This is a genomic window from Chryseobacterium sp. GW821-FHT04C04 (assembly GCF_059420365.1).
Map to the genome: position 1 here is coordinate 209,861 of NZ_JBWKTO010000006.1, position 21,847 is coordinate 231,707.

Here is a 21,847-nt window from a genome sequence, read left to right on the forward strand (position 1 = left end):
AGAAATTCTGAAAGGGATTTTATTTACCTATTTATTAAGGGTATTTTACAGCTTTATCCAGTTCTATAGGGTTGTTACCTTCTTTCATCTGTCTCCGAATACTTTCTGTGATTTCTTTAAAACTTATATTAACAGGATTTCCATTAGAATCACCAATTTTTGTTTTAATATTTCTGATTTTTATTTCAGCAAATGGATCATTATAATAATCAATTTGTAATTTCTTATAAACATCCCAGGTTATTTCTTTTCCCTTTCGTAGATAGAACATATTATTTTTATCAGACTTTTTAATTTTAATAAGGTTAAAATCAAAATCTATTTGTTCATCTGAAAGTTTCATAATCAATCCCGGAAGCCCATAAAATATATAAGGTCCCTCTTGTATCGGACTTGTAGGATCAAACCAGGCAATCCAATTACGCCCCCCATACTCTGTTGTAGCTTTCTGGCATTGCACATCACCAACTTTCATTGTATCAGATAGAATTTTCCAGTTTAGTTTATCATTAATATTGATGTAATATAAATCATACATAGCAGGGTGTGTGACACTTTTGTAAACTTTATTATTGATTAGGTTTTTGAAAGAATACATATCTTCAAAAATAGGCTTACGACTGTTCCAATAACCATTTTTTTGCATTAAGGAATCTGCTTCCCGTATTTTTTCTGACCTGAAGACGGATTGCTTACCCAAAACGTCCAAATAATAGTATTCTTGTCTTACATCTTTATTATCAGTCCTGAACGTAAGCTCATATATAAAAGTAATATTCTGTGCAGCCAAAATATTCGATACCAGCAATAAGATAAAAAGTAATTGTTTCATGAAAGTCTACCTATTAAAAAAAGGGCTGTCTCAAAAGTGTCATTCTGAATGAAATGCAATGTAATGAAGAATCTCAAACGATTGATTCTAAATAAGATTCTTCCTGCGTCAGAAATCGAAGATTCGACGTAGTTAATGACAAGAGTCCAATTATATGAATTTTGAGACAGCCCCCTTAAAACTGTAATTCAAGTCAACATCATTACATACAAGCATTATGGGACTCTATCACTTGACCATTTTGCACGGTATACCAAAAACCACATTCAAGTCCATATTGTGCACATACATCATCAGCTCCCGGTTGACAGAAATCTCTTCTACCTCCCTGAACATTTTTTAAATTCTCTCTTGAAATCTTTTTTAATTTTTTCATAATAAATGTTTTTAAAATTATTTGTCACTATTGACACTGCCGAAAATAGAAAACAAACATCACACAGAAATGAAATACATATGTATATTTTTTGCTTTTTCATGTACTTGTAAATTGCAGAATATGTACAGATTTTTAAATATAGAAAACCCTTATACACATTTATATTTCTTATTTATTTCATTAATCATTTACGCAAGTATTATTTATTTTATCAATTAAAATTAAAAACTTATTTTTGGGAAATTTGAAAATTGAATATATGAAGACTAAACATCCTAAAGGGCTGCCCTTTCTCTTTTTTACAGAAATGTGGGAGCGTTTCGGGTACTACCTGATTCTTGGAATCTTTGTTCTGTATGTTATTGAGCCTACCGGAATGAAAGGAGGACTTGGACTGCCAGACAAAACTGCTGATGACATTTTCGGAACCTATATTGCACTAACTTATCTGACTCCATTCATTGGCGGATTCCTTGCAGACAGAGTTTTAGGATATATTAAATCTATTTATATTGGTGGTTTTTTAATGGCTGCAGGATATATAGGAATGGGTGTTTTTAAGGATTTACCTTTGTTTTATACCTCATTGGCTTTAATTATTATTGGAAACGGGTTCTTTAAACCCACTATTTCGACTTTATTAGGAAATCTTTATTCTGAAGAACCTTATAAAGCCAATAAAGACTCCGGGTATAATATTTTCTATATGGGAATCAATATCGGAGCATTTATTTGTAACATTATTGCGGCTTTCATGCGTAACAAGTTCGGTTGGGGTGAGGCGTTCATCACTGCAGGAGTCGGAATGCTTATCGGTATGGTTATTTTTACGATCGGAAGAAAGCACTACATTCATGCTGCACAGATGAAGCCTGTACAAGAAGGAGATACAAAGCTTTCAGAAATTATGCTAAAAGTCTTTGTTCCTGCTATAGTTGCCGGTGCAATAGGCTGGTTTATTCCTAACAATATCTTCGGAAGTGACAGTACGGATGCCTTTATTTTTGCCTGTGTGCCTGTAATTTACTTTTATGCCTCTCTTTACTTTAAAGCTAAGCCTGACGAAAAAGCACCTATCGGAGCACTATTATCCGTATTCCTTATCAGTATGTTCTTCTGGGCTGTTTTCAAACAGAATGGAACGGCTTTAACAAGATGGGCGAATTATTATACGGACAGAAGCGTTCCTGCTTCTCTTGAAAAGCCATTGGAAGGAATTTATATGGTGGATGGCAAGAGCTATGAAGATAAAGAAACTCCTGTTTATGACAATCAGTTCCGTTCTCAAAAGGATGACAGCGGAGAAACGAAGAAGGAAACAGGAAAAGATGTTTACTTTAAAAACATTTCGCCTGAACAGCGTGCCGCCCTTGAGAAAAATCCAGAGAGCAAAGTATATCTATACAATACAGAATTATTTCAGTCTATCAATCCGTTCTGGGTTATTGCTTTAACCCCTGTTATCGTAGGATTCTGGGCATTATTAAGGAGAAAAGGAAAAGAGCCTTTGACACCTACCAAGATTGTTTTAGGATTATTTATATCTGGACTTTCCTGTCTGGTGATGGTTTTAGCCGTCATGGCCGGAGATAACGGAGCAGTAAAAGTTTCCCCTCTATGGCTGGTAGCCAGTTACGGTGTCATTACCATCGGTGAATTATGTCTGTCTCCAATGGGGCTTTCCTTTGTCTCGAAACTGTCTCCTGCGAGGATTACAGCATTGATGATGGGAGGGTTTTTCCTGGCCAACTCTGTTGGTAATAAGCTTTCAGGAATCTTAGCAAGTACGTGGTACAATTACGAAAACAAGACCAATTATTTCCTTGTGAATTTTGCTTTGTTAATATTTGCTACACTTTTAGGTCTTTCTATGTTAAAAAGACTGAACAAAATTATGAAGGAAAAAGGGCATTAATCCCTGATATTATAACGATTAGCAAGCTGCGGAACTCCTCCGCAGCTTTTTTATTTAAAAATAAAATTAAAACCTTGCCAAAAACCTAAAATAAACTATATTTGTCAGTCTTAACAAAAATTAACAATAGAAATGGATAATATTGAAGCATTGAGTCCGAAACCGGATGAATTTGTAGAGAGTAAGAATTCCAGGCATCCTAAAGGATTATGGGTTCTTTTCGGAACGGAAATGTGGGAGCGTTTTAACTTTTATGGAATGAGAGCTCTTTTGACGCTCTTCATGGTAAATTCCTTATTAATAAAAGAAGCTGATGCTGCGATCATCTATGGTGGATTTCTAGCTTTATGTTATTTAACCCCTCTTTTAGGAGGTTTTATTGCTGATAAATATATTGGAAACAGATTTGCCATTATCATTGGTGGGTCATTAATGGCTATTGGCCAATTTCTATTATTCATCAGTGCATCTACCTTTTCGGCAGATTTGGGTAGTTCCAAAATGATCATGTGGTTGGCTTTATTCGTTATTATTTTTGGTAACGGATTCTTCAAACCAAATATTTCTTCAATGGTAGGAAGTCTTTATCCAAAACAGGAAAAGTCTAAACTGGATTCTGCTTTCACCATTTTCTATATGGGAATTAACATCGGAGCATTCCTAGGTCAGTTTATCTGTCCATACGTAGGAGATGTAAAAGATGCTGCAACGGGAGTAAGAGATATTTTTGCTTTCAAATGGGGATTCTTAGCTGCTTCTATTGCAATGGTAATTGGAACAATAACATTCTTTATCCTTAAAAATAAATATGTAGTAACTCCGGAAGGAAGACCTATCGGTGGATTGCCTAAAAACAATACAAGTGCCGACTTTGAAGAAGGAGAAACGCAAACGGCTAAATTCTCAGGTCAGTCTTTAGGGATTACTGGGGGGATATTTATCATTCTATTCTTTGCTTTCAGATATCTTCTTGTAGGAGAATTTGGATTTAAAGCGGTAGAAATGGGCCAGCTAATCAAAGGAATTATTTATCCTTTCATCTATGCAGCGGGTATTTCTTTAGCATTCCTGATCATGTCTTCTGCTGAAAACAAGATTGAAAAACAAAGAATCTGGGTAATCTATATTGTATCATTCTTTATTATTTTCTTCTGGGCTGCCTTCGAGCAGGCAGGTTCATCTTTAACATTTATAGCAGATAACCAGACGGACAGAAATATTTTTGGGTGGAATATGCCTCCTTCAATGGTTCAGATCTTTAACGGAATTTTCGTAGTTCTATTAGCAGTTCCTTTCAGTTTATGTTGGGATAAGCTAAGAGCAAAAGGAAAAGAGCCGGTATCTCCATTCAAACAAGCGATGGGATTAGCATTAATTGCCCTTTCTTATTTCATCATTGCACACAATGTAAAAGATCTTGGAAACTCGGGCTTATTAGCGATCAAATGGTTAATGCTTTTATACTTCATCCAGACTTGTGGTGAACTTTGTTTATCTCCAATCGGATTATCATTAGTAGGTAAACTGGCTCCAAAAAGATTTGCTTCATTATTGTATGGTGTTTTCTTTATCTCTAATGCTGCAGGATATGCTTTGGCAGGTTCATTAGGAGCACTTATCCCTGCAACAGGTGATAAATTCAAAAAAGCTCAAGAAATAGGAGTTAACCTTCAGGATGTTTTAGATAAAAAAGTAACTCTAACCGCTGATCAGGTAGCTGCTTTTGATAAAGCTCAACTTCCATTACACAACCCTACTTTTGTAGGATTTGAGATTCATAACCTATTCGAATTCTTCATGGTATTCGTAGTACTTTGTGGTATTGCTTCTGTGATTTTAGGTTTAATTTCACCTATCTTAAAGAAAATGATGCATGGTGTAAACTAACTGCATTAACAAAATATGAATAAAACCTCTGCTAAGTCAGAGGTTTTTTTTATTTTCGTATGATGGAAATTTCCGAAGATTCTTTATTCCAATCCGTAAAGGAAATTATTAGACAGTCGCGCGAAAAGATTTTTCGAATAGCGAATTCTACACTACTGCTTAGCTATTGGCAGATTGGAAAACTTATTGTTGAAGATGAACAGCAAGGAAAAGAACGTGCTGAATATGAAAAATATATCCTAAAAAACCTTTCTCAAAAACTGACTTTAGAGTTTGGAAAAGGGTTTGATGAAAGTAATTTGAGAAATATGCGTTCTTTTTATCAAACTTTTCCAACATGTGACGCACTGCGTCACGAATTGAGCCGGACCCATTACAGACTATTATTCAAAATAGATAATATTCGGAAAATCAATTATTATATAGATGAAGCCATTCAAAATAACTGGAGCTCAAGAGACCTGAAAAGGCAAATTAATTCCCTAGCCTACGAAAGAGTTTTAAAACATAAACAATCTTCTACCGAAAGTATTCACAGTGTTTTAAAAGATCCCTATATTTTTGAATTTCTGGGTATAAAAGCTGTACCTCCCCAAAGAAGAAGTATTAAAACAAATCATTGATCAGGACAGAATCCGTTTTGAACTGGATCAGGAAAATAAAAACCCTTAATTAAAACAATCATATATCATTATGAGCTTAACTCTAGAAGAAATACAAGACTTTAAAGGAAAGTATCCAAAACAGCTTTGGACCTTATTCACAGTAGAAATGTGGGAACGTTTCTGCTTTTATGGTATGCGGGGAGTCCTTACCATTTTCATGGTAGACCAATTGGGGCTGCTGGAAGACAAAGCTAATTTACAATATGGAGCTATACAGGCTTTTATTTATGCATTTACTTTTATCGGCGGTATCTTTGCAGACAAAATCCTGGGTTTCAAAAAGTCTCTTGTTTTCGGAGGTCTTATCATGGCAGTGGGAAACCTTATCATCGCTCTTTCCCCACATGACTTTTTCTATTTTGGGATCACGTGTTCTATTATAGGTACTGGATTTTTTAAACCTAATATCTCTTCTATGGTAGGTGAACTTTACAAAGAAGATGATCCAAGAAGGGATGCCGGGTATGGGCTTTTCTATGCGGGAATCAATATTGGTGGACTTTTAGGTGGAGCTTTATGTGTTTATCTTGGAAAATACCATTCTTGGTCATGGTGCTTCCTAGCTGCTGCCATTGTAATGGTCTTAGGTCTCATTACTTTTTTTGCTACCAGAAAAACTTTAGGACCAATTGGAGATTCCCCACTACAGCTAATTCCTAAATCCAAGAGAACCTTACGTGAAGTATTGGTATATATTGGTGCATTATTAAGTATGCCGCTTATTTTTATTATGGTTAAAAATACAAGCTTTACAGATTATTTCATGTATCTGATTGGTATTGCCGCTGTAGGTTATTTCATAATGGAAACCCTAAAACAAACTTCTGCTTATCAAAAGAAACTGATTGCTGCCTTTGTATTTATATTCATGTATTTTGTTTTTAACTCCATTTACGAACAAAGCGGTGGATCTCTATCTCTATTTGCAAAAGATAACCTTGTGCATAATTTGTTAGGTTTTGGTATGGACCCTAATGTAATTAATAACAGTGCCAATTCTTTCTTTATCATTATTTTCAGTCCACTTATTGGTTTAGCCTGGGTTGGTTTAAATAAAAAGAAACTTGAGCCTAACACTATTAATAAGTTTGGAATTGGATTTTTATTTCTGGCAGCAGGATTCTTCTTATTCTATAGTCTGAGATATTTTGCAGGTGCAGACGGAAAATCTTCGCTTAACTTATTTACTTTTACATGGCTTGTCATTACTTTTGGAGAATTATGTTTAGGTCCAATCGGGATGTCTATTATCACCAAATTATCTCCTAAAAAAATGTTTGGAATGATGATGGGGTTATGGTTCTTAGCAAGTGCATTCGGACAATTTGCAGCTGGAAAAATTGGGGCAAGCTTATCTGAATCCAACACTGGAAATACCAATATGAGTAAACTATTAGCCTACACAGATGGGTATAAAACACTGGGTATTTATGCTTTAATTGCAGGAGTGGTATTAATATTGCTTTCTTCACTCGTGAAAAAATTAATGCAAGATGTAAAATAAGTAATTATGCTTATTTTTACATAAATATCACAATATGAAGAAAATTTTAAGCATAGTTCTCTTATTACTATTAAACTTTAGTTTTGCACAAACTAAATGGATGACTATTGAAGAGGCTTTAAAGGCACAGAAAGAACATCCTAAAAAGATTCTTATTGATTTTTATGCTGACTGGTGCAGTCCTTGTAAAATTATGGACAAGAAGACCTACGGGCACCCAGTACTTGCTCAAATATTAAATGAGAATTTTTATCCTGTAAAATTTAATGCAGAAGAAAAGAAAACTATTGAAATTTTCGGAAGAACATTTTCTAATCCTAATACAGAACAGAAAAAAGGAAGAAACTCCTTACATGAGTTCACTCAATATATGAATGTAGGTGCTGTTCCAAGTACTGTATTTCTGGATGAACATGGTGATCCTATCACTATTCTTCAGGGAGAATTGTCAGCCAAAGAACTTGAACCCTATCTGGAACTGATTTCTAAGGATTTATTTAAAAAAATCCGTACCAGAGAACAGTGGGAAGATTACCAGAAAAAATTCAAATCTAAGATCAAAGATTAATTTAGAATTTCAGGATTCAGACTTTTTGAGTTCAATTCTAAAAATTCACTATAGAGACTTCCAATTTTTTTGGAAGTCTTTTTTATTTTCCCGAAATTCGAACCTTTGTTTTTTCATACAAACTCAGGTCTTGAAACCCGGGTCTCAAATTAAAAATGACTTTAGAAACCTCCATAGAATACGTAAAAGGAATAGGTCCGGAAAGAGCCAAACTCATCAAAAGTGTGTTAGGCTTATCTACCGTGGAAGATATGCTCAACTTCTATCCTATCCGCTACCTCGATAAAAGCAAAATTTATAAAATATCTCAGCTTCAGGAAGAAAGCAGCCAGGAAATACAATTTAAGGGAAGAATTACTCAGGTACAGGAAATCCAGACTGGTAAGACTAAAAGATTGTCTGCAAAATTCAATGACGATACGGGCAGTATGGATCTGGTATGGTTTCAGTATTCAAAATGGCTGAAAGAACAGCTTCCAATTAATAAAGAGGTTTATATTTTTGGAAAGATCAATGTTTTCAACCGCCAGTTTTCTATGCCGCACCCGGAAATAGAAGCTGAAGAGAGTAAGGAGGGTGATACACGGCTTAAACCCATCTATCCAAGTTCTGAAAAACTAACCAAAAGAGGTTTAAATCAAAGGTTTTTTCAAAATGCCTTAAGAAATATCTGCAAAGAAATCCCGAATCTTATTGAAGAAAATTTCCCGGAATACCTGATGAAAACCTTTACATTCATGTCAAGGCAGCACACTTTCCTGAATATTCATTTTCCTAAGGATATGGAGCATTTTGACAAGGCTGATTTCAGATTAAAATTTGAAGAATCATTCTTTTTTCAGTTGGGATATGGTTTAAAAAAACTTCATCATAAGACTCAGTCTTTTGGGAACTCATTTCCTATTATAGGGGATCATTTCAATGATTTTTATGAGAATTATCTTCCTTTTGAGCTTACCAATGCTCAGAAAAGAGTTTTAAAGGAAATCCGTATGGATATGAAAAGGCCGATTCAGATGAACAGGCTTTTACAGGGAGATGTAGGTTCCGGAAAAACGATGGTAGCGCTTCTCACTATGCTTATCGCCATGGACAACGGTTTTCAGAGCTGTCTGATGGCTCCCACAGAAATTCTTGCCCAGCAGCATTATAACGGAATCAAAGAACTGCTAGAAAAGACAGGGATCAATATCCGCATTCTGACGGGTTCAACTAAAGCAGCAGAGAGGAGAATTATACATGAAGAGCTTGAAAACGGTACCCTTTCTATTTTAGTAGGAACCCATGCTGTGTTGGAAGATAAGGTTAAATTTAAAAACCTTGGACTCGCCATCATTGATGAGCAGCATAGATTTGGAGTTGCTCAACGGGCTAAGCTTTGGGCGAAAAATAAAATTCCTCCTCATATTTTGGTAATGACTGCTACTCCTATCCCAAGGACTTTGGCAATGAGTTTTTATTCTGATCTGGATGTTTCTGTCATTGATGAAATGCCGGTGGGAAGAAAGCCAATCATAACCGCTCACAGACGTGAAAAGGACAGAGTGTATGTTTATAACTTCTGTAAAGATGAAATAAAAAAAGGACGACAGGTCTATTTTGTATATCCACTCATTGAAGAATCTGAAACGTTGGACTATAAAAACCTGATGGAAGGGCTGGAACATGTCATGGAGTATTTTTCAGAATACAACGTAACCATGCTTCATGGAAAAATGAAGCCGGATGAAAAAGATGCTGCAATGGCTTATTTTGCTTCCGGAAAAGCCGAAATTATGGTTGCAACTACAGTGATTGAAGTAGGGGTAAATGTTCCCAATGCTTCTGTAATGGTGATTGAAAGTTCTGAAAGATTTGGGCTTTCACAGCTTCATCAGCTGAGAGGACGTGTGGGAAGAGGTGCTGAGCAGAGTTACTGCATTCTGATGACTTCGGATAAATTATCCAAGGAAAGCAGAACCCGTATCAAAACAATGACGGAAACTAATGATGGCTTTAAGATTTCTGAAGTAGATATGCAGCTTCGCGGTCCTGGAGATATTCTGGGTACACAGCAAAGTGGTGTGGTAGATTTTAAGAGACTTGACCTCATTAATGATTCGGCGATCATTAAAACAACAAAAAATACGGTAGAAAAAATCCTGGAAGCCGATCCTATGCTTTCCAGACCAGATAATCTGATTATCAAAAACTATTATATCAGATACTACAAAGGAAAAAATAAGTGGAGCAAAATATCATAAAAAAACCGCAGAAAAAAAATTTCCTGCGGCCCCCTTATAAAACTGTTATTTAGAAGAAATTACTTTTGGTCTGTCTATAAAAAATTTATTTTAATAGTCTTGGCTTAATATTTTGTGGTGTGGTGTGAAAATATTTATATAAAATATATTATTTGAATAAGGTAAGGCCGCAACTATTAAAATAAATTTATAAAAAAACAAAATGAATTATTTTTTTCCAACTTGCTTATTATAAAAACTAACTGTGTATAGGTGGAGATGAGGGAATGAAACGAATAAAAATATCTCCAACTACTTTAAGTTTTCATGATTGTACCGTTTTGTTTAAAGATCTTCTGTGCTTTAAAATTGGAAAATTAATATAATTCATTTTGTTAACTAACATCGTGATTTATATAATTTTGTTTTTAGAAACAATTACTTCTCATTCATGAGTATCTTTTTCTATATAATGAAATTTGTGTCTGAGTTTGCTTTTACAAATGTCAGAATATTAATCCGGATGCCTTTTATATTATTTTAATTATTAGTTATAAAATTTTCACTTATTTGTGAATAGTATGCATCAAATATGATTTACATTCTTTTAATATTGAATTAATAAACCCTTTATACATCACACTTTCAAAATAAAATTATCTTTATTCAATCCTGAAGTATGATACTGCCAATTGATGGTAATAATATCCGTAAGAGCTTTTTTGAACCTTTCAAAACACTCTGGCTTTTTCATATAAATATTGGCTCCTTTTACAAAAATATCTTCAATATCATCTTCTGAAATCGGTTCAGAAAAAATGGCGGTTACCATGTTGTTGAATTTCGCATTTGAATCTATTTCCTCAAGACATTCCAGACATTCTTTTCCGGGAATGGTATATTTTATGAAAACAAGCTCGGGAATTACAGCATCCTCATTATTCAGGTATTTCATCAGATCTTTTCCGTTGCTGAAGCATTGAACTTTTATAGAGATTTTCAACTCTTTCAAAATGTTTTTAAAAAAAATCAAGGTGCTTTCATCGTTATCTGCTACTATTACGTTCAGAAATTCTTTATTCATACTGCATTTTAGGATTTATTGCCGTGCTTTGGGCTCTTCTTCGTCTTCCAATAATCTTTTGAAACTGAGAGGGAGTGATTCCTGTTGTATTTTTAAATTGGGTACTCAAATGCGCCACACTCGAATAGTTCAGTTTATGGGCAATTTCTGTAAGGCTTTGCTTATTTCTTATGATCAGAGCTTTCGCATGCTCTATCTTTTGCAGAATAATAAAATTCTCTATAGAGGTATACGCAACTTCCGAAAATAGGTTGGAAAGATAACCATAGCTGTGATTCAGTTTCTCAGAAATGTATATCGATGCTTTTACCGGTATGATCTCATTAGAAAAGACAAGTTCTACGATAGCATCTTTTATTTTTTGTACCAGAGCAGTTTTTTGACTTTCTATGATCTCAATACCATACTCTTCAAGATTTTGTTTAAAAAGATTGTGTTGTTCTTGTGTAAGGGGCTCATAGAATTCTACCTCACCGAAGTTCAGCAACCTGTACTTCAGTCCGTGTTCTTTAAGTTTCTCGTCCAATATCTTTTTGCAAAGAGCATTGAAATCAAATTTAACATACATTTTCATCCTAGTATATATAAGCCGTTTAATTTTAGTAAATATAATAATTTATTTCAATTAAATGTGAAATAGGTGCATATTTTTTTATTTTGACGTATATACGCAAAAACTCCTGTATTATTGAATACAGGAATTTAAACACTAAGGATGAAAAAAATATACTGATAAAAAGCTGAGTCAGCTCAAAACCAAGCATATGAATGTATTGTTATAAGTGATTTGGTTCTGAAGCAAAGATGATTCAAAAAAAGAAGTCACTTGTTATAGAATTACAGGATAAAGTTACAAAATTTTAAGTCAATTATATGTGAATTAGAAATTCCATCAGGTAATCATCCATCACATATCCGTTCCCGATATCAAAAACACCTTCATCATAAACCCTGTATCCTTGGGACTCATAGAAGTTTCTGGCGGAATTGAACTTATTGACATTCAAAATAATTCTTTGGTTTCCGTTTTCAGAAACTTTTTCATTCAGAAACTGAAGTGCTTTTTTACCAAATCCTTTGCCTTTACTTTCCGGGACAAGATAAATACGGTGAAGCTTGGTTGTATTTTCTTCATAATTATGCTCATAACCGATAAACCCCTCATACTTATCACTTTTTTCATCCTGAATCATGTAATAATGGTAATGAGGATTTTGAAAATGAATTAGAATTTCAGTTTCAGAATACATTTCAGAAAGCATATACTCCATCTGTTCTTTGGAAAGAATATCTGCGTAAGCATTTTCCCATGACCTGCGTGCCAGATCCTGAATTAAATGAATATCTACTGTTGTTGCCTGTCTTAATTTCATGATTTATTATATTATGATGATTAAAAAAAGTGAAAAGCCTAAACTTTTCACCTTATTATATTTTCCAATAATGCATTGTTGAATTTTTAAAGCAATATTAAAATTCATTTTTCTCAATCCATTATGAGATGGTTGCCATTTCAGCTTTAATTTTTGCGTGAAGACCTTCTGAAGCTGCTACTAAAGGAAGTCTCAAATAGTTTTTGATGATTCCTTTTTCAGTCAAAATTACCTTAATACCGCAAGGATTTCCTTCTGCAAAAATTAAACGGGTAATATCAACCAGTTTATTGTGAATTTCATAAGCCTCTTTTACTTTACCATCGAAAGCTAATTGTACCATGGTAGAGAATTCTTTAGGATATGCCTGCCCAATTACAGAGATTACCCCATTTCCTCCGGCCAGTGTTACTGGCAATGTATACTCATCATCTCCGGAAACCAAAGAAAATCCTTCAGGCTTCTTTCTGAGAATATCAAAATACTGTAAAATATTAGGTGCAGCTTCCTTAATCATGAATAAATTAGGGAATTCTTTCGCAAGACGAAGAGTCGTATCTGCGTCTACATTCTGCCCGGTTCTGGAAGGAACATTATAAATAATAATATTCTTCCCTGTGGAAGCTAAAGCTTTGTAGTGCTGATAAAGACCTTCCTGATTCGGTTTATTGTAGTATGGAGATACTGAAAGTACGGCTTCAAATGCAGAAAGATCTGCTTCTTCAATCTGTTTCTTGACGTCAAGAGTATCGTTGCCGCCAATTCCCAAAACCAAAGGAAGACGTTTATTATTCACCTTAATGATATGCTCAATTACCTGTTTCTTTTCCTCTGCAGAAAGCGTTGCGGCTTCTGCCGTTGTTCCCAATACAACCAAATAATTGGTTCCGTTTTCGATATTGTATTCAACCAGTTTTGTTAAACTATCGAAATCAACGGATAAATCTTCATTAAAGGGCGTTACCAACGCAACACCTACTCCTTTTAAAATGCTCATCTGTTAGAATTATTTTTGTCAAATTTAATAATTTACAGTAAGAATTTGTAATAAATAATAATGTTTTATTATACATATAGTTATATTTGCATATACTAAAAGAGATTATGAAAAATAAATTCTTGTTACTAGGAATTGCTCTGGTGTCCCTTACAGCATGCAAAACGGCTTCTATGCCGCAGCTTGTGAATGTAAAGACTCAGAAAAATATTTCTATTAATAATGAGCTAAAAAATGATGAGGAGTTTGCAAAATTTATTGAGCCTTATAAGCAGAAACTGGATAAAGAAATGAACCAGAAGATCTCTCACACCAGTGTAGATCTTACAAAGCAGGGTGATAACAGCAATCTGGGCAATCTTTTAGCAGACTATACATTTGAAGGAGGTAATGAATGGATAAAAACTCATCTTACCCAAAACGTAGATGCTGCACTGATTAATATCGGTGGAATCCGTACCACAATCGGAAAGGGAGATATTTTACTTAAAAATGTTTTCGAAGTAATGCCATTCGAAAATGAGGTGGTTATTGTGAAAATGAAAGGAGCAGATTTGCAGGGCCTTTTTGAGTATTATGCGAAAACGCAGGTCAACAATCCTGTTTCTCATTTATACATTGAAACAAAGAATGGGCAGGTCATTAAATCTTTAATCAACGGCAAAACAGTAGATCCGGCAAAAGACTATTATATTGCTACCTCAGACTATCTTGCTCTGGGAGGAGACAATATGAAATTCTTTGCAAAAGGAGAATCAATCTCAACAGGAATTAAAATGAGAGATTTATTTATCGATTATTTTAAGAAAACTCCTGAAGTGATAGTCAATTCAGATGTTCGTTTAAATTTTATCGGGAAGAAATAATGGATAGAAAAAGTTTTTTAAAAGCAATAGGAGGCGGATCTTTAGCAATGGCTTTAGCTCCCAATATGATGATGGCGGAAGAATTAAAAATTCTTGACTTAAAATCTGCAAATAAACTAACTATCCTTCATACCAATGACCAACACAGCAGAATAGAGCCTTTTGATGAAAGCTATACAAGAAATCCTAATCAGGGAGGCTTTGCAAGAAGAGCCAGCTTAATTCAGCAAATCAGAAATCAGGAAAGTAATGTACTGCTTCTTGATTCCGGAGATATTTTCCAGGGAACTCCTTACTTCAATTTCTTTGGAGGAGAGCTGGAATTCAAACTAATGTCCATGATGAAATATGATGCCTCTACCATGGGAAATCATGATTTTGACAATGGCCTTGATGGATTTTTAAAAGTACTTCCTCATGCGAAGTTTCCTTTTATCTGTTCCAATTATGATTTTAAAAATACAATTCTTGACGGGAAAACTTCTCCTTACCAGATATTCAACAAGAATGGAATCAAAGTAGGGATTTTTGGAGTGGGTATTCAGCTGGATGGCCTGGTAGGTAAAAAACAGTATGGAGAAACCGTTTATTCCAATCCGATTGATGTTGCACAACATTATTCAAATTTCCTGAAAAATGATCAGAAATGTGATCTGGTAATTTGTCTTTCCCACATCGGTTATGATTATAAAGATGAACCGAATAAAATAAGTGATAAAATTTTAGCGGCCAGTACGGAAAATATTGATATTATCCTGGGAGGCCATACGCATACATTCTTACCGGAACCTCAATCCTATAACAACAGAAAGGGCAAAAATGTCCTAGTAAACCAGGTTGGATGGGCAGGTCTTCTTTTAGGTAGAATAGATTTTTATTTTGATACAAACAAAAACATACAGCATATTTCCTGGAACAATCAGGCAATAGACAGCAGCATAACCGCATAATATGAAAAAACTCTCAATAATTTCTCTTGGTATTTTAGCATCCCTGCAGTTTACAAAAGCACAGGTCATTTCATCAAAAAAATGGGCAGATCTATTTTCCTATAACAATGTCATAGCGATGAAAGAAGACAATGGGAAAATCATTGCAGCTACACAAAACGGAATATTCTATTATACAATATCAACAGGGGAAATTACGAAGTTGTCCAAAGCCAATGGCCTGCACAATATTGGAATAACAGCTTTCGATTATAATCCGCAGACTAAGACAGGACTTATTGGTTATGAAAACGGTTCTATGGATGTCATTACTCCACAGGAAATCAAATATATTGTTGATATTCCAATTGCTACCGGCTATAATGGGAATAAAAAGATCAACCATATTTCCATAACCGGGAATCAGGCTGTCATCTCTGCAGGCTATGGACTTTCTATATTTAATCTGAATAATAAAGAATTTGGAGATTCTGCATTTTTCCTGAATGGCGGGGTTTATGAAGCGAGTAATGAAGCTACCATCTTCGGAAATAAAGTATATTCTGTAACCAATACAGGGTTGAAAAGCCATCAAATGAATACTACTTTTCCGGTGTATTCAACATGGACAACTGAAGTTCCGGGAGCATTCAAACACATAGATTCAGAATCTGAACTGGTTTATTCTAATGCTACAGCAGCATATGTTTACAACAATGGTACTCCAACACAGCTTCCTACAAGCTTTGGAAACATCCGCGATGTAGTTATTACCTCAAATAGTATTGTTGTTACCGATAACCGAGTTTACACTTACGGTATAAACGGAGTCGCACAAAACGCGGTAAGCCTTGGTGAAGAATGTAATACGGCATTAGCAGCTGGCGGAAAAATATTTGGTGGAACCGTATTATCAGGTATAAAAGACGAGGGCAATACGACCTTTAAACCATCAGGACCCTACTTCAATTTTGCCTATAATATTAATCTTTTCGATAATAATCAACTCTTGGTTTCCTCTGGTGCCAGAACAAATAATTACAACCATCCGTTTATACAGCCACAAGAACCAGGATTTTATTATTTTAACGGCACAGATTGGATTTATCCTTCATTCTTTGTTAATAATCCAAAACAAATCAATGTATTAGATGCTATTATAAGTCCTTACAACAACAATGAGGTGCTATTTACCAATTATACCATGTTTGATAATGGAGTATATAGAATGAAATATAATGCCACAAGCAAAGATTTTGAGCTGGTAAAATATTATAATCTTGGCGCACAACCTTATTACAGACGTCCCGTAGGTTTTGCTGTAGATACTCAGAACAACCTTTTTGTTTCTTTTGGATTTAATGACGGAAGCCCATCTATGGGAATCTATGATAAAGCAGCTGATGATTTTATTATCAAGAAAATCGTTCTTGCCAGTGATGGTATACAAAAGACCGTTTTCCACGAAAATATGTTATGGACTCCACTCCCGAGATCTAATAACTTCTGGGTGTATGATTATAAAAATGCAACCAACCTTTCTGATGATACGGATTATATTTTGGGTACGGCTAATGGGTTTAATAGTTCAGGAGGAATATTATCTGTAGCATTTGACAAATCCGGAGATGCATGGATCGGTACAGATGGAGGCTTAAGAATAATGCCGAATGCAGCATCTGAAATAAAGAGTTCACAACCTAAAGTAGAGCCTATAGTCATAGAACAAAATGGCCTTGGGGAAGAACTTTTCAGAGATTCTGCTATTCTACAGATTGCTGTAGATGCGGGAGATTACAAGTGGGTATCTGTTGATGGCGGTGGGGTATATTACCTATCTTCTGACGGCCAGAGAACCATAAAACATTTCACTAAAGAAAATTCTCCACTTCCTACAAACAGTGTTACCGATATAAAAGTTGACAAAAAAACAGGTAAGGTATATTTTGTAACGTATAATGGTATTGTAACCTACCAGGGAGATGTTGCAGACGTAACTTCTAATTTTGGTGATGTTATGGTTTATCCAAACCCTGTTGTCTATTCTAATTTTAAAGGAAAAGTTACTATAAAAGGTCTTGCAGAAAAAACCAATATAAGAATCGTAGATGCTGCAGGAAATGTAGTACACTCTGCAGTGGCTAGAGGAGGTTATTATGAATGGGATCTGAATAATCAAAAAGGAGCAAGAGTAGCTTCAGGAATTTACTTTGTATTGATGACCAATGAAGATGGGTCTGACAAAGCTACAGCCAAAATAGGAGTGGTTAATTAATGAATTCACAAAACGGTTTTTTACTTTCATTTATAAAATATGGAGAAAATGATGCTGTACTGCATTGTTTTACAGAGGAAGAGGGTTTTCAAAGCTATTTTCTAAAAGGAATTTATTCTAAAAAGAACAAAAAGAAAGCCCTGCTGCAACCGCTGAGCCAGCTTAGTTTTTCTATAAATCCAGCCAGGGGAAATGGTATACCGTCTGTTTCAAAATTTGAACTGGTAAAAAACAATGACATTTATACGGATATAAAGGTCAATACTGTTATTTTCTTTATCTCAGATTTTTTGAGCCATATCCTTAAACATGAAAATAAAAATATTCCCATCTATTTCAGTATTGATCATTTGATCAATGAATTAACCAACAAAAACTATCAGGCACATCTGCTCTTTTTATTGGCTTTTTTAAAAATTCAGGGAGTTGCACCATTACTGAGTGATGGACATTTTTTGGATCCGGAAACCGGAACATTTTCATTAGCCATCAGCCATCAGCTGTTCAATGAAGAAATTTCCAAGCTATGGAAAGAAGCCCTTTGTGCAGAAGACTTTTATGCCACAAAAATCCCTTCCTCATTGAGAAAAGATTTTCTTGACAGTCTTTTGGTGTATTATCATTATCATATTACAGACTTCAAAACTCCGCCCTCATTGGAAATAATACAACAGATATTTGAATAAATCAGCAAATCTGTTTCTTACGACTCTTTTGTTTTTTCAACATCATCCGGCATTTCAGTTTCAGATTCTGCAATTTCTTTTTTAGAGAATCTCGGCTGCAGGATCTTGGCAATGAGCCCCGTCCAGCCTGTCTGATGGGAAGCTCCTACTCCACGGCCGTTATCCCCGTGAAAATATTCATAGAACAGGATATAGTCTTTAAAGTCAGGATCTGTCTGAAATCTTTCATACTGCCCATGAACGGGACGTTTTCCATTTTCATCCTTTAAAAAAATCTTTGCAAGCCTTCCGTTCAAAGAGTCGGCAATCTGATCCAGATTTGAATAGCTTCCACTTCCTGTAGGGTATTCCACCAAAAAATCAGGACTGTAGTAGAAGAAAAACCGCTGCAGACTATCGATAATCAAAAAATTAATAGGGAACCATATCGGACCCCGCCAGTTGCTGTTACCTCCAAACAGTCCGCTGTCACTCTCTGCTGGGGTATATTTCACTCTGTAATCCGTTTCGTTCAATGTTAAAGTATAAGGTTTGCCCTCATATTCTTTGGATAAGGCTCTTACTCCATAATCACTTAGAAATTCACCAGGGTTCAACATTCTGCTCAATAGCCTTTTCAAACGATGTCCACGGAGCAAAGATAAAAGGTGCTTGGAATCCTGCCCCTTAACTTCCCATCTTGAAACCAGAGAAGCCAGTTCAGGTTTATTATCCAATACCCACTTCATTCTTTTTTTAAAATTGGGGAGATTTTCAATCATTTCATCATCAATAACCTCAACGGCAAACATCGGGATAAGCCCTACAATAGTCCTTAATTTCAAATACATATGAGTTCCGTCGCTTGAAGCTATCGCATCATAAAAAAATTCGTCTTCTTCATCCCAAAGACTAAAGTTTTCATCCCCCATATTATCCAATGAATGGGCAATCGACAGAAAATGCTCAAAAAACTTCATGGCCATTTCTTCATACACATTATTGTAAAGCGCCAGTTCCAATGCAATACGCATCATATTCAGGGCAAACATAGCCATCCAGCTTGTTCCATCCGACTGTTCCAGCTGTTCTCCGTTGGGTAAAACAGCATTCCGGTCAAAAACACCAATATTATCAAGTCCTAAAAAGCCTCCTTCAAAAATATTGTTACCATTGAGATCCTTTTTATTAACCCACCATGTGAAGTTCATCAGTAGCTTCTGGAAGGCACTTTCCAGAAATTCCAGATCTGGTTTATCTTTTAAATATTCATCAATTTTAAAGACCCTGAAAACAGCCCATGCATGTACAGGTGGATTGACATCACTAAAATCCCATTCGTAAGCAGGAAGCTGTCCGTTGGGATGCATATACCATTCAAAAAGGAAAAGTTTCAATTGTTGTTTTGCAAAATCCGGATCAATCAGCGAAAAACTGATGGTATGAAAAGCCAGATCCCAGGTTGCATACCAAGGATATTCCCATTTATCAGGCATGGAAATAATATGTTCATTATTAAGATGCTTCCAGCCGTAGTTTCTGATTTTTTCCCTGGATTTGGGAGGTGGTATTTCGGCAGGATCACCTTTCAGCCATTTTTCAACATTGTAATGATAAAACATTTTATTCCAAAGCATTCCTGCAAAAGCCTGTCTCTGTACCAGTCTTTCATCTTCTGAAGAAATTCCTTTCTGGATTTCAGCATAAAATTCGTCTGCTTCTTTCTTCCTTTGCTCAAAAAAGATATCAAAATCACCAAAGGGTTCTCTTAAGTCTTTATCTGATAATCTGAATTCAAATGTTTTGGATTCCTTTCCTTTAAAATCTTCATCAATAAAAAAAGTAGCCTTGGTTCCAATATTCTGGGGGTTTACAGACTGAGAGTTTCCTGTCATCACAAAATTATTGATCCCGTCTTTACAGTATCTTGATTCATTGGGTGAATGATAGAGCCTTTCATTATTCGTTTCGTTATTACAAAACAGAGTCTTTAAAGATTGTTTTGCATATACATTTTTAATATCTATATCCTGATGATTTACCTTAATATGGTCTGCATCTTCTGCATACAATTGTGGCCTATAGTCATCATAACCCCAATTCCAGGTATTTCTGAACCAGATTGTCGGCAATATGACAAGGGAAGCTTCTTTTTCTGATTTATTGGTAATTGTTACCTTAACTAAAATATCATTTTGGCTTTCTTTTGCGTATTCAATAAAGATGTCAAAGTATTCATTGGTATCAAAAATCCCGGTCTCAATCAATTCATATTCCGGTTCATCTTTGTCTCTTTCTGCGTTTGTTTTTAACAGATCTTCGTAAGGGAAAGCATTCTGAGGATATTTGTACAGCATTTTCATGTAAGAATGCGTGGGGGTAGAATCCAGGTAATAAAAATATTCTTTTACATCTTCACCGTGATTTCCCTGGCCGTTAGTCAACCCAAAAAACCGTTCTTTTACCATTTTATCCTTCTTATTCCAGAATCCCACAGAGAATACAAGCTTCTGAAGGTCATCGCAGATTCCGCATATGCCCTCTTCACCCCAACGGTATGTTTTGGCTTCTGCTGTATCATGATTGGTATAATTCCAGGCATCTCCGTTTTCACTGTAGTCTTCACGAACAAGCCCCCATTCACGGTTGCTTACATAAGGCCCCCACTTTTTCCATGAAATATCTGAAATTCTCTGTTTTTCTGACATAAGCGATAATTATAAGTAATGAATAATAGCAATACGTTATATTCTGTCTCATTGTAAAGATAATCACATACTGATGACAATGACCCCAAAACATTGAACGTTAAATTTTAGACCTTGAACTTTATCCTCCCGTAGAAAAGCTTTCAAACGTAGTCATCCCGCCATCCACGAAAATGCTGGTTCCTGTAATATAATCAGCTAGATCACTAGCCAAGAATACAGCTAAATTTCCGATGTCCTGCGGTTGTCCGATTCTGTTATAAGGAATTAAGGTAAGAAGTGAATTGAGCGCTGCCTGAGTATTCCATGCATTTTGGTTAATAGGAGTCTGAATAGCTCCCGGACAAATGGAATTGACACGGATTTTATCTGCACCATATTCCTGAGCAAGAGTCTGCATCAGCATTCTGACCGCTCCTTTACTCGCAGCATAATTGGCGTGCCCGGCCCATGGAATAATTTCATGCACCGAACTGATGTGAATAATTTTTCCACAAGCAACAGAACGTGAAGGATCTATTCCCCGGCGTAGAAATTCTTTAATGGCTTCTCTTGCACAAAGAAACTGCCCCGTCAGATTGACTCCGATAACGGCATTCCATTGGTCTAAGGTCATTTCGGTAAATTTCGCATCTTTCTGAATCCCTGCATTATTCACAAGGATATCTACAGTCTGATACTCTGAAACAACATCCTGAAACATTTTGATTACCTGATCTTCCTTGGAAACATCACATTGGTAGGTCATTCCCTTTCCTCCGGCATCAGTGATTTCTTTCAAAACAGCTTTGGCTTCTTCTATAGACCTTTCCGATGAATGATTGACTATGACTGTTGCCCCTGCTCCGGCTAATGATTTTGCAATTCCCGAACCAATTCCGCTAGAAGCCCCTGTGACCACAGCCACTTGATTTTGAAGTGATATTTCCATGTTTTATAATTTGATGTTACTCAAAGTTATGGAAAGATATCAGCAGA

General features: G+C 35.4%; 18 protein-coding genes. 10 read left to right on the top strand and 8 right to left on the bottom strand.

Annotation, left to right across the window (positions count from 1 at the left end; translation table 11 throughout):
- Nucleotides 1-34 precede the first annotated feature (34 nt).
- Nucleotides 35-832, bottom strand: coding sequence for a GLPGLI family protein (locus AC07UM_RS20475; RefSeq protein WP_494684420.1), 798 nt, complete (start codon nucleotides 830-832; stop codon nucleotides 35-37).
- Nucleotides 833-1,034: 202 nt separating this feature from the next.
- Entirely contained in the window at nucleotides 1,035-1,208 is a 174-nt protein-coding gene (locus AC07UM_RS20480; protein ID WP_494684421.1) for a bacteriocin-like protein, read from the bottom strand.
- A 262-nt stretch (nucleotides 1,209-1,470) separates the two neighbouring features.
- On the opposite strand from AC07UM_RS20480, the gene AC07UM_RS20485 reads away from it, so the two are divergent.
- The 6 genes from AC07UM_RS20485 (at nucleotide 1,471) to recG (ending at nucleotide 9,993) form a co-directional block, all read left to right on the top strand.
- Nucleotides 1,471-3,126 (top strand): peptide MFS transporter, encoded by a 1,656-nt coding sequence (locus AC07UM_RS20485; protein WP_494684422.1) that lies wholly within the window; start codon nucleotides 1,471-1,473, stop codon nucleotides 3,124-3,126.
- A 132-nt stretch (nucleotides 3,127-3,258) separates the two neighbouring features.
- Complete coding sequence (locus AC07UM_RS20490; protein ID WP_124530779.1) at nucleotides 3,259-5,013, top strand: peptide MFS transporter; 1,755 nt, start codon at nucleotides 3,259-3,261, stop codon at nucleotides 5,011-5,013.
- 59 nt (nucleotides 5,014-5,072) lie between these two features.
- Nucleotides 5,073-5,636 (top strand): DUF1016 N-terminal domain-containing protein, encoded by a 564-nt coding sequence (locus AC07UM_RS20495; RefSeq protein WP_494684423.1) that lies wholly within the window; start codon nucleotides 5,073-5,075, stop codon nucleotides 5,634-5,636.
- A 70-nt stretch (nucleotides 5,637-5,706) separates the two neighbouring features.
- The gene (locus tag AC07UM_RS20500; protein WP_494684424.1) at nucleotides 5,707-7,182 is read left to right on the top strand and encodes a peptide MFS transporter; all 1,476 of its coding nucleotides are present in this window, start codon (nucleotides 5,707-5,709) and stop codon (nucleotides 7,180-7,182) included.
- Between the two features lie 34 nt (nucleotides 7,183-7,216).
- Entirely contained in the window at nucleotides 7,217-7,750 is a 534-nt protein-coding gene (locus tag AC07UM_RS20505; RefSeq protein ID WP_494684425.1) for a thioredoxin family protein, read from the top strand.
- A gap of 155 nt (nucleotides 7,751-7,905) precedes the next feature.
- Complete coding sequence (gene recG / locus AC07UM_RS20510; RefSeq protein ID WP_494684426.1) at nucleotides 7,906-9,993, top strand: ATP-dependent DNA helicase RecG; 2,088 nt, start codon at nucleotides 7,906-7,908, stop codon at nucleotides 9,991-9,993.
- A gap of 616 nt (nucleotides 9,994-10,609) precedes the next feature.
- On the opposite strand, the gene AC07UM_RS20515 is transcribed toward recG, so the two are convergent.
- From AC07UM_RS20515 to dapA, 4 genes are all read right to left on the bottom strand, one after another.
- On the bottom strand, nucleotides 10,610-11,056 hold the full coding sequence (locus AC07UM_RS20515; RefSeq protein ID WP_494684427.1) for a response regulator: 447 nt from the start codon (nucleotides 11,054-11,056) through the stop codon (nucleotides 10,610-10,612).
- Nucleotides 11,049-11,630, bottom strand: coding sequence for a helix-turn-helix domain-containing protein (locus AC07UM_RS20520; RefSeq protein WP_124530785.1), 582 nt, complete (start codon nucleotides 11,628-11,630; stop codon nucleotides 11,049-11,051). Before AC07UM_RS20520 ends, AC07UM_RS20515 begins: the two co-directional genes overlap by 8 nt.
- A 295-nt stretch (nucleotides 11,631-11,925) precedes the next feature.
- On the bottom strand, nucleotides 11,926-12,429 hold the full coding sequence (locus tag AC07UM_RS20525) for a GNAT family N-acetyltransferase (protein ID WP_494684428.1): 504 nt from the start codon (nucleotides 12,427-12,429) through the stop codon (nucleotides 11,926-11,928).
- Nucleotides 12,430-12,550: 121 nt separating this feature from the next.
- Nucleotides 12,551-13,426 (bottom strand): 4-hydroxy-tetrahydrodipicolinate synthase, encoded by an 876-nt coding sequence (gene dapA, locus AC07UM_RS20530; protein ID WP_494684429.1) that lies wholly within the window; start codon nucleotides 13,424-13,426, stop codon nucleotides 12,551-12,553.
- Nucleotides 13,427-13,533: 107 nt separating this feature from the next.
- Between dapA and AC07UM_RS20535 the strand changes: the two genes are divergently transcribed.
- From AC07UM_RS20535 to recO, 4 genes are read left to right on the top strand one after another with little or no spacing between them, the layout of a single operon-like run.
- On the top strand, nucleotides 13,534-14,292 hold the full coding sequence (locus tag AC07UM_RS20535) for a 5'-nucleotidase C-terminal domain-containing protein (protein ID WP_494684430.1): 759 nt from the start codon (nucleotides 13,534-13,536) through the stop codon (nucleotides 14,290-14,292).
- The gene (locus tag AC07UM_RS20540) at nucleotides 14,292-15,242 is read left to right on the top strand and encodes a bifunctional metallophosphatase/5'-nucleotidase (RefSeq protein WP_494684431.1); all 951 of its coding nucleotides are present in this window, start codon (nucleotides 14,292-14,294) and stop codon (nucleotides 15,240-15,242) included. Before AC07UM_RS20535 ends, AC07UM_RS20540 begins: the two co-directional genes overlap by 1 nt.
- Nucleotide 15,243: 1 nt before the next feature.
- Complete coding sequence (gene porZ / locus AC07UM_RS20545) at nucleotides 15,244-17,496, top strand: type IX secretion system anionic LPS delivery protein PorZ (protein WP_494684432.1); 2,253 nt, start codon at nucleotides 15,244-15,246, stop codon at nucleotides 17,494-17,496.
- The gene (gene recO / locus AC07UM_RS20550) at nucleotides 17,496-18,182 is read left to right on the top strand and encodes a DNA repair protein RecO (RefSeq protein WP_494684433.1); all 687 of its coding nucleotides are present in this window, start codon (nucleotides 17,496-17,498) and stop codon (nucleotides 18,180-18,182) included. Before porZ ends, recO begins: the two co-directional genes overlap by 1 nt.
- A 17-nt stretch (nucleotides 18,183-18,199) precedes the next feature.
- On the opposite strand, the gene AC07UM_RS20555 is transcribed toward recO, so the two are convergent.
- Both AC07UM_RS20555 and AC07UM_RS20560 read right to left on the bottom strand, forming a co-directional pair.
- Nucleotides 18,200-20,869: an MGH1-like glycoside hydrolase domain-containing protein gene (locus AC07UM_RS20555; protein ID WP_494684434.1), complete on the bottom strand. Its 2,670-nt coding sequence runs from the start codon at nucleotides 20,867-20,869 to the stop codon at nucleotides 18,200-18,202.
- A gap of 121 nt (nucleotides 20,870-20,990) precedes the next feature.
- Nucleotides 20,991-21,800 carry a glucose 1-dehydrogenase gene (locus tag AC07UM_RS20560; protein WP_494684435.1) on the bottom strand — a complete coding sequence of 270 codons (810 nt, stop codon included), beginning with the start codon at nucleotides 21,798-21,800 and terminating at the stop codon, nucleotides 20,991-20,993.
- Between the last annotated feature and the right edge of the window lie 47 nt (nucleotides 21,801-21,847).